At 61.9% G+C, this 13,677-nt stretch carries 12 protein-coding genes; 6 read left to right on the forward strand and 6 right to left on the reverse strand.

The genetic code is table 11. From position 1 onward, the window contains the following. Window positions 1-139: 139 nt before the first annotated feature. Both murI and ACQ4MS_RS16885 read right to left on the reverse strand, forming a co-directional pair. Window positions 140-937, reverse strand: a complete 798-nt coding sequence (gene murI / locus ACQ4MS_RS16880; RefSeq protein ID WP_431095784.1) for a glutamate racemase — start codon at window positions 935-937, stop codon at window positions 140-142. After that, window positions 934-2,484: a fumarate hydratase gene (locus ACQ4MS_RS16885; protein WP_431095785.1), complete on the reverse strand. Its 1,551-nt coding sequence runs from the start codon at window positions 2,482-2,484 to the stop codon at window positions 934-936. The genes murI and ACQ4MS_RS16885 overlap by 4 nt, the downstream gene beginning before the upstream one ends. 185 nt (window positions 2,485-2,669) lie before the next feature. On the opposite strand from ACQ4MS_RS16885, the gene fumC reads away from it, so the two are divergent. After that, entirely contained in the window at window positions 2,670-4,067 is a 1,398-nt protein-coding gene (gene fumC / locus ACQ4MS_RS16890) for a class II fumarate hydratase (protein ID WP_431095786.1), read from the forward strand. A gap of 150 nt (window positions 4,068-4,217) precedes the next feature. After that, window positions 4,218-5,417 carry a Na+/H+ antiporter NhaA gene (gene nhaA, locus ACQ4MS_RS16895; RefSeq protein ID WP_431095787.1) on the forward strand — a complete coding sequence of 400 codons (1,200 nt, stop codon included), beginning with the start codon at window positions 4,218-4,220 and terminating at the stop codon, window positions 5,415-5,417. 3 nt (window positions 5,418-5,420) lie between these two features. Here nhaA and ACQ4MS_RS16900 read toward each other — a convergent pair whose 3' ends face one another. Next, window positions 5,421-6,035, reverse strand: a complete 615-nt coding sequence (locus ACQ4MS_RS16900; RefSeq protein WP_431095788.1) for a YqhA family protein — start codon at window positions 6,033-6,035, stop codon at window positions 5,421-5,423. 151 nt (window positions 6,036-6,186) lie between these two features. On the opposite strand from ACQ4MS_RS16900, the gene acs reads away from it, so the two are divergent. Beyond that, window positions 6,187-8,184 (forward strand): acetate--CoA ligase, encoded by a 1,998-nt coding sequence (gene acs, locus ACQ4MS_RS16905; protein ID WP_431095789.1) that lies wholly within the window; start codon window positions 6,187-6,189, stop codon window positions 8,182-8,184. Between the two features lie 191 nt (window positions 8,185-8,375). Here acs and ACQ4MS_RS16910 read toward each other — a convergent pair whose 3' ends face one another. Further along, window positions 8,376-8,690 (reverse strand): c-type cytochrome, encoded by a 315-nt coding sequence (locus ACQ4MS_RS16910; RefSeq protein WP_431095790.1) that lies wholly within the window; start codon window positions 8,688-8,690, stop codon window positions 8,376-8,378. 125 nt (window positions 8,691-8,815) lie between these two features. Here ACQ4MS_RS16910 and ACQ4MS_RS16915 point away from each other — a divergent pair, with 125 nt between their 5' ends. Further along, window positions 8,816-9,064 carry a TIGR04438 family Trp-rich protein gene (locus ACQ4MS_RS16915; RefSeq protein ID WP_431095791.1) on the forward strand — a complete coding sequence of 83 codons (249 nt, stop codon included), beginning with the start codon at window positions 8,816-8,818 and terminating at the stop codon, window positions 9,062-9,064. Between the two features lie 189 nt (window positions 9,065-9,253). Here the strand turns inward: ACQ4MS_RS16915 and ilvD are convergent, their stop codons facing one another. Beyond that, window positions 9,254-10,954: a dihydroxy-acid dehydratase gene (gene ilvD / locus ACQ4MS_RS16920; RefSeq protein ID WP_431095792.1), complete on the reverse strand. Its 1,701-nt coding sequence runs from the start codon at window positions 10,952-10,954 to the stop codon at window positions 9,254-9,256. Between the two features lie 152 nt (window positions 10,955-11,106). Between ilvD and ACQ4MS_RS16925 the strand changes: the two genes are divergently transcribed. Further along, complete coding sequence (locus ACQ4MS_RS16925) at window positions 11,107-12,036, forward strand: LysR family transcriptional regulator (protein WP_431095793.1); 930 nt, start codon at window positions 11,107-11,109, stop codon at window positions 12,034-12,036. Here the strand turns inward: ACQ4MS_RS16925 and ACQ4MS_RS16930 are convergent. Beyond that, complete coding sequence (locus tag ACQ4MS_RS16930; RefSeq protein WP_431095794.1) at window positions 12,023-12,619, reverse strand: DUF4124 domain-containing protein; 597 nt, start codon at window positions 12,617-12,619, stop codon at window positions 12,023-12,025. The genes ACQ4MS_RS16925 and ACQ4MS_RS16930 overlap by 14 nt on opposite strands. Before the next feature lie 100 nt (window positions 12,620-12,719). Here ACQ4MS_RS16930 and lgt point away from each other — a divergent pair, with 100 nt between their 5' ends. Further along, window positions 12,720-13,526: a prolipoprotein diacylglyceryl transferase gene (gene lgt / locus ACQ4MS_RS16935; protein ID WP_431095795.1), complete on the forward strand. Its 807-nt coding sequence runs from the start codon at window positions 12,720-12,722 to the stop codon at window positions 13,524-13,526. The last annotated feature ends 151 nt before the right edge of the window (window positions 13,527-13,677 follow it).

A 13,677-nucleotide genomic window follows, 5' to 3' on the forward strand; every position in this document is an offset into this window, starting at 1 on the left:
GTAGCCCTTTTAAAATCGGCGCAGGCTGCTATCAAAACTGTAGCTAATCCGCGTTACCTGCGTGGGATTGAGCCTCCAGGGGCGCTTTTCAAAGTTTTCCAGGTTGGTTGGGCCTGCCGCCCCGGCGTTCAGGCTTGTGCTACAGGCCCAGCCAGCGGTGCGCGGCAGCTTCCAGCGGCGCTTGCGAGCCTGTCGTCAGCAGGGTAACGCGGCCGGGTGCGTCATCCGCCTGCGCCTGCCCGGCGGCCTCCAGCAAGCGGCGGGTCTGCCGCGCGACCGGCTCGCCGGTCTCAATCAGGCGGACATCGGGGCCCACCAGCGCTTGCAGCGTGTTCCATGCGAAGGCGTAGTGCGTGCAACCCAGCACCAGGGTATCGACCTGCCCGGGCAGGCCGCCCCAAGGCGCCATCGCCTCTGTGTACTGCTCACACAAGGCGTTGATCTTTGCCGTATCGTGGTTCTGGATCGCATCGGCCAGGCCGTCGCACGGCTGCAGGATGAACTCCGCCTGGTCTTTCAGCGAGTCATGCAATGCGCGCAGTTTGCCGCTGTTTACCGTGCCGCGCGTTGCCATCACGCCGATGCGGCGGGTCCTGCTCAGTGCAACGGCCGGCTTGAGTGCCGGCTCCACGCCAACCAGCGGCAGGTCCGGGTGCTCCGTGCGCACTAGGTGGACGGCGGCTGCCGTGGCGGTGTTGCACGCGATCACCAGCGCCTTGATCTCATGCACGTCGCGCAATTGGCGCACGACGGCGCGTGTGCGCTCGATCACGAAGGCGTCGCCACGCTCGCCATAAGGCGCGAAGCCCGCATCAGCCAGGTAAACAAAGGATTCGGCGGGGAGCTGCGCCCGCAAGGACCTCAAGATGCTGAGGCCGCCTACACCGCTGTCGAACACACCGACCGGCCGGGCAGCTCCGGCATGGCTTTCGGTCACGCCGCCGCGACGGGGATGTTTTTGAACTCGCCGGTAGCAATCTTCTTCTGCCACTCTGCCGGGCCGGTGATGTGGGCGCTGGTGCCGCCCGCATCGACCGCGACGGTGACCGGCATGTCGACCACGTCGAACTCATAAATCGCTTCCATGCCCAGGTCGGCAAATCCCACCACTTCTGCATGCTTGATGGCCTTGGAGACGAGGTAGGCCGCTCCGCCGACTGCCATGAGGTAGGCGCTCTGGTGCTTCTTGATGGCTTCAATCGCGACCGGGCCGCGTTCAGCCTTGCCGACCATGGAAATCAGGCCGGTCTGCGCCAGCATCATCTCGGTAAACCCGTCCATGCGCGTGGCGGTAGTAGGGCCGGCGGGGCCAACCGCTTCGCCTTTGACCGGATCGACCGGGCCGACGTAATAGATCACGCGGTTGGTGAAATCAACCGGCAGTTTTTCGCCCTTGAGCAGCATGTCGGCGATGCGCTTGTGCGCGGCGTCGCGGCCGGTCAGCATCTTGCCGTTGAGCAGCAGGGTCTGGCCGGGTTTCCAGCTGGCGACTTCTTCCTTGGTGAGCGTGTTGAGGTCGACTTTCTGGCTCTTCTTGTAGTCGGGTTCCCAGTTCACGTTGGGCCAGAGGTCCAGTGAGGGCGGGTCAAGGTAGACGGGGCCGCTGCCGTCCATCACGAAGTGTGCGTGGCGCGTGGCGGCGCAGTTGGGGATCATCGCGACCGGCTTGCTGGCAGCGTGCGTCGGGTACATCTTGATCTTGATGTCGAGCACGGTGGTGAGGCCGCCAAGGCCCTGCGCGCCTATGCCCAGCGCGTTGACCTTCTCAAACAGCTCAAGGCGCAGTTCTTCGGTTTTGCTCAGTTTAGCGCCCGAGGACGATTTGGCCTGCAGCTCGTACATGTCGAGGTCGTCCATCAGGCTTTCCTTGGCCATCAGCACGGCTTTTTCGGCGGTGCCGCCAATGCCAATGCCCAGCATGCCGGGCGGGCACCAGCCGGCGCCCATGGTGGGTACGGTTTTCAGCACCCAGTCGACCACCGAGTCGCCGGGGTTGAGCATCACCAGCTTGCTTTTGTTTTCACTGCCGCCGCCTTTCGCGGCCACGGTGACGTCAATCTTGTTGCCGGGCACCAGCTCGGTGAAGATCACGGCCGGTGTGTTGTCCTTGGTGTTCTTGCGGTCGAACTGCGGGTCGGCCACCACTGAGGCGCGCAGGGTGTTGTCGGGGTGGTTGTAGCCGCGCCGCACGCCTTCGTTGATGGCGTCGTCCAGGCTGCCGGTGAACCCTTCCCAGCGCACGTCCATGCCAACTTTGAGGAACACGTTGACGATGCCGGTGTCCTGGCAGATGGGGCGCTGGCCGGTGGCGCTCATCTTGCTGTTGGTGAGGATCTGCGCAATCGCGTCCTTGGCCGCGGGGCTCTGCTCGCGCTCATAGGCGCGCGCCAAATGGGCGATGTAGTCGGCGGGATGGTAGTAGCTGATGTACTGCAATGCGGCGGCTACGGATTCAATGAGGTCGGCTTGCTTGATCGTGGTCATGGTGGGGGTGGTCGTTATGAGGATCGTTTCGGGGAATTGAGGCCAAACCCTGTAATTATCCGTCCTCGGGCCAGCGGTACGCACAGAACGGGATGGAGGGGGCAAAACCCCTCAGATGAGAATCTTTCTCGTCTGCCGTCATACTGAGCGTTCAATCCATTGTTTTTGACAGCGCAGGACACTCCATGACGACAAGCAGCACCACGCGCACCGAGCGCGACACCTTCGGGCCGATTGAGGTACCCGCCGGCAAACTCTGGGGCGCGCAAACGCAGCGCTCGCTGCAGAACTTCGATATCTCGGGCGAGCAGCAGCCGCGCGAGATCATCAAGGCGCTGGCCCAGGTCAAGCGCTCGTCGGCCAGGGTCAACCATGCGCTGGGCCTGCAGGACGAGAAGAAAACAAAAGCCATCGTGGCCGCCGCCGACGAAGTGATCGCGGGCAAGCATGCAGACGAGTTCCCGCTGGTGGTGTGGCAGACCGGCTCGGGCACGCAGACCAATATGAACGTCAACGAGGTGCTGGCCAACCGCGCCAGCGAAATCCTGGGCGGCGAGCGCGGCGAAGGCCGGCTGGTACATCCTAATGACGATGTCAACCGCAGCCAGTCGTCCAACGACGTGTTTCCCACGGCCATGCATGTGGCGGCGGTGGAAGCGATGACGCACAAACTGTTGCCGGCGATTGCGAAGTTGCGGGCCACGCTGGCGCAGAAAGCCAAAGACTTCGACGGCATCGTCAAGATAGGCCGCACCCATCTGCAGGATGCGACTCCGCTCACCCTGGGCCAGGAATTCTCGGGCTACGTCGCGCAGCTGGACCACGGCGAAAAGCACGTGCGCGCGGCCTTGCCGCACCTGTATGAACTGGCACTGGGCGGCACCGCCGTCGGCACGGGGCTGAATGCGCCAAAGGGATATGCCGAACAGGTAGCGGCCGAGCTGGCCGCGCTCACCGGCCTGCCTTTTGTCACGTCGCCCAACAAATTTGAAGCGATGGCCTCGGTGGATGGCCTGGTGCATGCGCACGGTGCCCTCAAGACCCTGGCGGCCAGCATGATGAAAATCGCCAACGACGTGCGATGGCTGGCCAGCGGGCCTCGCAGCGGCATCGGCGAACTCAGCATTCCCGAGAACGAGCCCGGCTCGTCCATCATGCCGGGCAAGGTCAACCCGACGCAAAGCGAGGCCGTCACCATGCTGGCGGCCCAGGTGTTCGGCAACGATGTGGCGATCAACTTCGGCGGCGCCTCAGGGAACTTCGAGCTCAATGTGTTCCGGCCCATGGTGGCTCACAACTTTTTGCAGAGCGTGCGCCTGCTTGCTGACGGCATGGTGAGTTTCAACGACCAATGCGCTGTGGGCATAGAACCCAACCGGGAACGCATCGCCGAGCTGGTGGATCGCTCGCTGATGCTGGTGACGGCACTCAATACTCACATCGGCTACGACAAGGCGGCCTTCATTGCCAAGAAGGCGCACAAGGAAGGCAGCAGCCTGCGCGACGCAGCGCTGGCCTCGGGCTATGTCACGGGTGAGCAATTCGATCAGTGGGTAATACCAGGGGACATGGTCGGCCGGTAAAGTAGGCACACCCCCGTCCAGCCTCACTCGGTGTAGCCTGTTCCCCCTTGCAGGGGGCGTGCCTGCGGACTGGCGAAGCCAGCTCCGCAGCGCCTGCTGGCATGAGAGGACCGGGCGTGTCGGTCGCCTGTGTGTCTGGGACAATGGGCCATGCTGAAACTCGTTCACCGCACCCTCAACCAGTTCATCCATTCGCAGTCGCTTTCTGGCGTAGTTCTGGCGCTGGCGGCTGTGCTGGCGCTGCTTGTCAGCAATTCGCCATGGGGCGAGGCCTACACCCGCTTTGTGCAACTGCCGGGGGAGGTACGCGTGGGCGGCGACCTGCTGGTGCTTTCCAAGTCGCTGCTGCACTGGGTCAACGACCTGTGGATGGCGGTGTTTTTCTTTCTGGTGGGGCTGGAGATCAAGCGGGAATTGCTGGATGGCGAACTGGCTTCGCGTAGCCAGGCCCTGCTACCCGCGGGCGCCGCGCTGGGCGGCATGGTGGCGCCGGCGCTGATCTACATGGGCATCAACGCCGGCGATCCGATCGCCATGCGCGGCTGGGCGATTCCGGCGGCCACGGACATTGCCTTCGCGCTGGGCATCCTGGTCCTGTTGGGCAGCCGGGTGCCGGCGTCGCTCAAGGTGTTTTTGACGGCTGTCGCCATCATTGACGACCTGGGAGCCATTCTGATCATTGCATTTTTCTACACCGACGGTTTATCAGTGACTGCACTGCTGGCTGCGGGCCTGGGCGCGCTGATTTTGCTGGCCTTTAACCGGGCGAAGGTCATGGCGATAGGGCCTTATGTGGCGGTGGGGTTGGTGATCTGGCTGTTTGTTTACAAGTCGGGGATTCATGCCACGCTGGCGGGCGTGCTCACCGCGCTGGCGATTCCCCTGTCGGATGGAAAGGGCGGCTCGCCGCTGAAGGCGGCTGAGCACGCGCTGCATCCCTGGGTGGCTTTTGCGGTGCTGCCCATGTTCGCGTTTGCCAACGCGGGGGTCTCGCTGCAAGGCGTGACGATGGGAACGCTGCTTCAGAGCATCCCTCTGGGGATCACGGCCGGCCTGCTTGTGGGCAAGGCGGTGGGGGTGTTTGGCGCTTCGTGGCTGCTGATCCGCTTTGCCGGCGCACGGTTGCCGGCTGACTCCAGCTGGCGCCAATTTATGGGTGTCTGCCTGCTCTGCGGTGTGGGCTTCACCATGAGCCTTTTCATCGGTACGCTGGCCTTCGCCGGGCAGGACGCCGGTTACGAGACGCAGCTCAAGCTGGGCGTGCTTTGCGGCTCGCTGCTCTCCGGCGTGGCGGGCACGCTGTTGCTGCTGCGCGGTAGCCCCAGGGGGCCGGCCATGGCGTCCGAATAAGGCTCAGTGCTTTTGCGCGGCGATGCCCGACATGATCTTGTCGGTGTACGCGATTGCCAGTGCCGAGAACAGGAAGGCGATGTGAATCACCGTCTGCGCGATCAGGACCTTGTCGGTGTAATTGTCGGCGTTGATAAAAGTCTTGAGCAGGTGGATGGAGCTGATGCCGATGATGGCCGTGGCCAGCTTCACTTTGAGCACCGAGGCGTTCACGTGGCTCAGCCATTCTGGCTGGTCACGGTGGCCCTCGAGGTTCATGCGGCTCACAAAGGTTTCATAACCGCCGACGATGACCATGATCAACAGGTTGGAAATCATCACCACGTCGATCAGGGCCAGCACCACGAGCATGATGACCGTCTCGTTGAGCGTCACGATGGGCGTCGCGGTCTTGTAGCCGATGCTGGTGATCAGCGACTGCAGGGCGGTCTGGCTGCCAAAGGCCGCTTCGATCAGGTGCCACAGTTCGACCAGAAAATGGACCACGTATACCGCCTGTGCGGCGATCAGCCCCAGATAGAGCGGCAGCTGCAGCCAGCGGCTGGCGAAAATCAGGTTGGGCAGGGGCCGGAGCGGGGAGATTTTGCCGGTGCTTGGGGTCTGGGTGGGTTCAGTCATGATGGCGTAAGCTGGTAGGGTTGCGGCATTGTAAGAGGGGCGGCGGCCACCCCCGATTCGATGCCTTTTTGTAAGGTTCAAGCCAGTCAGTGGCTTGTAAGTGCGACAGAAGACAGTACCACGCATTCAGTGACAAACAGGAGACACAACAATGAGCGCCCCCCAATCCGCAATCGAATCGACCCTGGTTGAAAATCGCATTTTTCCGCCTGCTCCCGCCACGGTGAAGGCCGCGCGCGTTTCCGGCATGCCGGCCTACCAGGCCCTGTGCGCCGAAGCTGAAAAGGATTTTGAAGGTTTCTGGGCCCGACTGGCACGCGAAAATCTCAGCTGGAAAAAACCGTTTACCCAGACGTTGGACGAGTCCAAAGCCCCGTTCTACAAATGGTTTGCCGACGGCGAGCTCAACGCCTCCTACAACTGCCTGGACCGCCACCTCGGCACGCCGGTCGAAAACAAGAAAGCCATCATTTTCGAAAGCGATGACGGCAAGGTCACCAACGTCACCTATAAGGAACTGCACGCCAGGGTGAGCCAGTTCGCCAGTGCGCTCAAGGGCGCGGGCATCAAGAAGGGCGACCGCGTCATCATCTACATGCCGATGACGGTTGAAGGCGTGGTGGCCATGCAGGCCTGCGCGCGCATAGGCGCCACGCACTCGGTGGTGTTCGGCGGCTTCTCGGCCAAGAGTCTGCAGGAGCGTATCCAGGACGCAGGCGCGGTGGCGGTCATCACGGCCAACTACCAGTTGCGCGGCGGCAAAGAGTTACCGCTCAAGGCCATCGTGGATGAAGGCATCGCGATGGGTGGTTGCGAATCGATCAAAAACGTAATCGTCTATCAGCGCACCGCCACGGCCTGCAATATGGTGGCCGGGCGCGACAGCCTGATGCACGAGATCACAGCCAAGGCAGCGCCGGTGTGCGAGCCCGAGTTCGTCGGCGCTGAGCACCCGCTCTTCATTCTCTACACCTCGGGCTCGACCGGCAAACCCAAGGGCGTGCAGCACAGCACGGGCGGTTACCTGCTCTGGGCCAAGCTCACCATGGACTGGACCTTCGACATCCAGCCCGCGGACGTGTTCTGGTGCACAGCCGACATCGGCTGGATCACCGGCCACACCTATGTGGCCTACGGCCCGTTGGCGGCCGGCGCGACGCAGATCATCTTTGAAGGCATCCCCACCTTTCCGAACGCGGGCCGCTTCTGGCAGATGATCGAAAAGCACAAGGTCACGATTTTCTACACGGCGCCCACAGCGATCCGCTCGCTGATCAAGGCCGCCGAAGGTGACGAAAAGGTGCATCCGGCGCGCTCAGACCTCAGCAGCCTGCGCATCCTGGGCTCGGTCGGTGAGCCCATCAACCCTGAAGCCTGGATGTGGTACTACAAAAATGTGGGAGGTGAGCGCTGCCCCATCGTGGATACCTTCTGGCAAACCGAGACTGGCGGCCACATGATCACGCCGCTGCCAGGCGCCACGCCATTGGTGCCTGGAAGCTGCACGCTGCCTTTGCCTGGCATCATGACCGCCATCGTGGATGAGACGGGCAAGGATTTGCCCAACGGCTCGGGGGGCATGCTGGTCGTCAAGCGGCCGTGGCCCTCCATGATCCGCACGATCTGGAATGATCCAGACCGTTTCAAGAAAAGCTATTTTCCGGAAGAGATGGGCGGCACGATCTACCTGGCCGGCGACGGCGCGGTGCGCAATGCCGAGAACGGCTACTTCCGCATCACCGGCCGCATTGACGACGTGCTGAACGTCTCGGGCCACCGCATGGGCACTATGGAAATCGAATCGGCGCTGGTCGCGCATTCTGCGCTTGTGGCTGAAGCCGCCGTAGTGGGCCGGCCTGATGATCTGACCGGTGAGGCCATCGTGGCTTTTGTGGTGCTCAAGCGCTCACGCCCCACGGGTGACGAGGCCAAAGCGATTGCCAAAGAGTTGCGCGACTGGGTTGGCAAAGAAATCGGCCCCATCGCTAAACCCAAGGACATCCGCTTCGGCGACAACCTGCCCAAGACGCGCAGCGGCAAGATCATGCGCCGCCTGCTGCGCGGCATCGCCAAAGGTGAGGCCATCACGCAGGACACGTCGACATTGGAAAACCCTGCCATTCTCGATCAGCTGTCTGAAAAGCAGTGATCGAGAGCGCGGCAAAGCCGCGTCAGCGAAGCTGGGGCAGGGTTTGGGGGCCACTCATATCGCGAAGCGATGTGGTGTGGTCACAAAACCGCGCCATCCTGGATCAGCTGTCTGAAAAGCAGTGATGTGAGCTGAATCAGGCATAAAAAAGCCCGTCAAAGACGGGCTTTTTTGCGGGGGGTGTAAACCGCTTATTTGGTTGCCAGGACCCAAGCCGCCAGCTTCTTGGCTTCGTCAGGGTTGACCTGCGCATTGGCAGGCATGGGCACAGGGCCCCAGACACCTGAGCCACCCTTGATGATCTTGGCGGCCAGCTTGTCAGCGGCGTCTTTTTGGCCGGCGTATTTGGTGGCGACGTCTTTGTAAGAAGGGCCCACCAGTTTTTTGTCGACTGCATGGCAGGCCATGCAGTTCTTGGCCGTCGCCAGTTGCAGGTCGGCCAGGGCAGGGGTCGACACTGCAAGACCTGCAGCCATGGAAGCGAGTACCAGAAGAATGCGTTTCATGAAGAGTCCTCGTGGGGGAGTTGTGGATTCGGTTACAGTCAATTAACGTGATTGTAGTAGTGCCGGTTGACCCCTATTTCAAGGGGGATACCCGTTGGCCTGGTCGATATTTTCGGGAGAAAAGCATGTTTTTTTTATTGATTGGCATTGTGGCGTTGACGCTGAAGTACCTGGAGATCGGACCCGTCGCAACATGGAGCTGGTTCATCGTGCTGTCGCCGTTTGCATTGGCTGCGGTATGGTGGTGGTACGCTGATGCGACGGGCTACACCAAGCGCAAGGAAGTTGAAAAAATGGACAAGCGAAGGCAAGACCGCATCGACAAGCAGCGTGATGCCATGGGCATGCTTTCAACCAAGAAGAAAAAGAAATAGTCTGAAACCAGACCACTTCTTGGATCCTGGGACTTTTCATTTCAGTTTGCGTAAGTCTCCTGCACAAATTCCTCTCTAGCTACCAATTTAACCGCTCTTTTTTGCGGGGACGTAGCCGTAGTGCAAAGAGCCCGTGAAGTCTGTAACTTCACGGGCTCTTTGTTCTTCAGGTGATCGAAATCGACCGTCTCAATAGTCGTCCAGCACTGCACCCTTGCTGGCGCTTGACGCGTTGAACGCGAATTTGGCCTGCACGCCGCGGATGTAACGTGGTGCCGGTGCTTTCCAGCCCACTTTGCGCTTTGCCAGCTCGGCATCGCTGATGTTGAGCTGCAGCAGCAGTTGTTTCGAATCAATGGTGATGGAGTCCCCTTCGTGGATGAAGGCGATGTTTCCGCCGGCTGCGGCCTCTGGGGCGACGTGGCCGACCACCATGCCCCAGGTGCCGCCCGAGAAGCGTCCGTCGGTGATCAGGCCGACGCTCTCGCCCAAGCCCGCGCCAATCAGAGCGCCGGTCGGGGCCAGCATTTCAGGCATACCGGGGCCGCCTTTGGGGCCGAGGTAACGCAGCACCATCACGTCGCCGGCCTTGATCTTGCCGGCCAGAATGGCGGCCAGCGCAGATTGCTCATCGTCAAACACCCGGGCCGGGCCGGTCATGACGGGGTTCTTCAGGCCGGTGATTTTGGCCACGCAGCCTTCGGGCGAGAGGTTGCCTTTCAGGATGGCCAGGTGGCCTTGGGCATACATGGGGTTGTTGATAGGACGGATGACGTCCTGATCGGCGCGAGGCACCTCCGGCACGTCCTTGAGCGTCTCGGCGATGGTCTGGCCGGAGATCGTCAGGCAATCGCCGTGCAGAAGGCCTGCGGCCAGCAGCGTTTTCATCACCTGGGGAATGCCGCCTGCGCGGTGAAGATCAACGGCGAGGTATTTGCCGGACGGCTTCAGGTCGCACAGCACCGGTGTGCGCTGGCGCACGCGCTCGAAATCATCAATCGACCATTCCACGCCGGCGGTGTGGGCGATGGCCAGGAAGTGCAGCACGGCATTGGTCGAGCCACCAGTGGCCATGATCACCGCTACGGCGTTTTCAATCGCCTTCTTGGTGACGATGTCGCGCGGCTTGATGTCCTTCTTGACGGCTTCGATCAGCACCTTGGCCGACTCCTTGGCCGAGTTCATTTTCTCGTCATGCGGGTTGGCCATGGTGCTGGAATAGGGCAGCGAAATGCCGAGCGCTTCAAAAGCGCTGGACATGGTGTTGGCCGTATACATGCCGCCGCAGCTGCCGGTACCTGGAATGGCGCGGCGCTCGATCTGCAGCAGGTCTTCGTCGCTCATGCGGCCGGCGGCATTTTCACCCACGGCTTCAAACACGCTGACGATGTTGAGGTCTTTGCCTTTGTAAGTGCCCGGCAGGATGGTGCCGCCGTAAACATAGATCGCCGGCACGTTGGCGCGCAGCATGCCCATCAGGCCGCCAGGCATGTTTTTGTCGCAGCCGCCGACCACCAGCACCCCGTCCATCCACTGGCCCTGCACGCAGGTTTCGATGCAGTCCGAGATCACTTCGCGGCTGACGAGGGAATACTTCATGCCCTCTGTCCCCATGGCCATGCCGTCAGAGATGGTGGGTGTGCCGAACACCTGCGCGTTGCCACCGGCCTCTTCAATGCCTGCAATCGCTGCGTCCGCCAGTTTTTGCAGGCCGCTGTTGCAGGGCGTGATAGTGCTGTGGCCGTTCGCCACGCCGATCATCGGCTTCTTGAAATCGTCAGCCTCGTAGCCCATGGCGTAGTACATGGAGCGGTTGGGCGCGCGCGATTTGCCTTCGGTGATGTTTTTGCTGCGGGGGTTGGCAACGATGTTGACGGTTTTGGTGTTCATTGGGGGTGTCTCGTGGATGAATTGCATGCCCGGGCATGCGGCCTTGGGCTGTTGTAGGAAAAGCAGAGAAAAGCAGAGTATGCGTGCTTTGACTGATTCTTTCCAATCCATTATTTATGGTGTATTAATATGCTTGGCATATGAGTGATGCCATGGATCCCCGTAAAGCGCCCCTGATCGAGCTCCGGCTGTGGCGCCAGTTTTTGGCCGTAGCCGAAGAACTTCATTTCGGCCGTGCAGCCCAGCGCCTGAACATGACCCAGCCGCCGCTGACGCAGGCCATCGCGCAACTGGAAGTGCTGTTGGGGCTTCGGCTATTTGACCGCACCAAGCGCAGCGTGCAGCTCACGGCGGCAGGCGCGGCCCTCGTGCCCGAGGCGCGCGACCTGCTGGCCCGCGCGCAGGCGCTGCCGGCCTATGCGCGCGCCAGCGCCGACGGCGAAGCTGGGCGCCTGCGGCTGGCGTTTGTTTCGACCGCCGGTTTTGATTTGCTGCCGCGCTGGGTGCGGGCGTTCCGCGAGCAATACCCCAAAGTACAGCTCGAATTGATCGAAGCGACCGGCGACGTGCAGCTACAGGCTTTTGAGCGCGGCGAAATCGATGCGGGATTCATTCTGCATTCACCCGGGTTCGCGCCGCCCGGCCTGGCATGCCGCCGCATCAGCCAGGACCCGCTGGTGGTGGCGATACCGGAGCAGAGCGAACTCGCCGGCCAGACGCTGCTTGCCCTGAAGGATCTGCTTGAGCAACCTCTGGTGATCTTTCCGCGGCGCATCCTGCCTTCGCTTTACGACGCGATCTTTGCGATGTACCACGCCGCGGGCAAGCTGCCGCGTGTCGCGCAGGAGGCAATCCAGATGCAGACCATCGTCAACCTGGTGTCGGCCGGGTTGGGTGTGGCCTGGGTGCCGGAAAGCGTGCGGCAGTTTCAGCGGCCGGGTGTGGTGTATCGCGGCGTGTCTGTGGGCAAAGCGCCGTTGCGCGGCGCTGCTGCCGTGCCGGGCTGCGAAACCAGCCTTGTCTGGCCCGCCGCAAGCGCGAATCCGGCGCTGGCGCGCTTTATGGCTTTTATCGACGAATGATCCGGTTAAAGGCTTCCTCGCGCTCACGCTGCCTGCGGTCCGAAACCGCGCGTTGCTGCTGTTCGCGTTCAGATGGCGAGAGGACACGTTGCTCCATTCGGCGTTGCGCGATTTCGCCTGCGCTGCTGCAGCGCGCACCGTGATTGGCTTCGCAATGGGCAATGATCTGCTTGTCAGTGGCGCCGGCAGACGTTGGCGTTGGTTTCCGCAGGCCGCCCAAGGCCGAAGGTGCGGCCTGACCAGAGCGGCCAGCGGAGGCGTCGGCGGCCGCTGCCCGGGCATTGGCCGCTGCATTTTCTGCAGCCCAGTCTTTTGGCGCTGGGGCAGCGCTACCGTTACCGTAGAGCACGCCCGGCTCACCCTTCAACGGCATGCCCGCGGCAGGAGCTGCCGGTGCAGGGGTACCGCCAGGGGCTCGCATGATGAGTTGTTCGCCGTTACCGCCTTGGGTAGCGCAGGGCAATTGTGAGAACACTTTTTTGCCGCCCGCATCCAGACACTGGTAGACCTGCGCCGCAGCCTGTTGCATAAAAAGCAGGTTCAATAAACTGGCGACGAGGGCAAGGCGGGAAGGGTTGCGCATGGTGTGTTTATTTGCAGCGGTGAGCGAAGTCTAATTCAGCGTGACTGGCGTAAGCCCGTTCCTACGGCTTCGCCGCGAGGCTGCGTGCAAAATACCGCCCATGCTCATCCATCCCCAAATCAATCCCGTTGCACTCCAGCTCGGCCCCCTCGGCATTCACTGGTACGGCCTGACCTACCTGGCGGCTTTCGGCCTGTTCTTTTTCCTGGCTACGCGGCGCCTTCGCCACGAGCCTTACGCGTCTATCACCGGCCCGGGCGCCTGGTCGCGCAGGGACATTGAAGACATCCTGTTTTTGGGTGTCATGGGGGTGGTCATCGGTGGGCGGCTTGGCTACTGCCTCTTCTATAAACCTGGGTACTACCTGTCGCATCCGCTGGAGATCTTTTTTGTATGGCAGGGCGGGATGAGCTTTCACGGCGGCATGTTGGGCGTGCTGGCCTCGCAGTGGTGGTTTGCGCGCTCGCGCCAGCGGCCCTGGCTGCAGGTGATGGATTTTGTGGCGCCCTGTGTGCCGACGGGGCTGGCGGCGGGGCGTGTCGGCAATTTCATCAATGGTGAGCTCTGGGGCCGTTTCAGCGACCCGGCATTACCGTGGGGAATGGTATTTCCGCACAGCGGCTCCATGCAGCCGCGCCACCCCTCGCAGGTCTACCAGTTCCTGATGGAGGGCCTGCTACTGTTTGTGCTGCTCTGGCTGTATGCGCGCAAGCCGCGCAAGACAGGTCAGGTCTCCGGCGCATTCTTGCTGGGCTATGGCGTGTTCCGCTTTATTGCGGAGTTTTTCCGCGAGCCGGACGAGTTCCTCGGAATCCTGGCCCTGGGCATGAGCATGGGTCAGTGGCTGTGTGTGCCGATGATTGTGGGCGGTGCCTGGCTCTGGACTTGGGCCTCAAAACGCCCCTAGCCCAGGCGTTTATTTGGAGTGTAGCTATCTATTTGATAGCGTCGATATTTATCACAGGGTCCGGTGTGCCGGCCTTGGCTGAAGGACCTGGTCTGGTGGCGCGGAACCGCGACTGCCGGCGACGTAGCGGGCAGCGTGGGCGGGGCTGATC

Source organism: Polaromonas aquatica (assembly GCF_050626995.1).
In the GTDB taxonomy this organism is placed as follows: Bacteria; Pseudomonadota; Gammaproteobacteria; order Burkholderiales; family Burkholderiaceae_C; genus Polaromonas; species Polaromonas aquatica_A.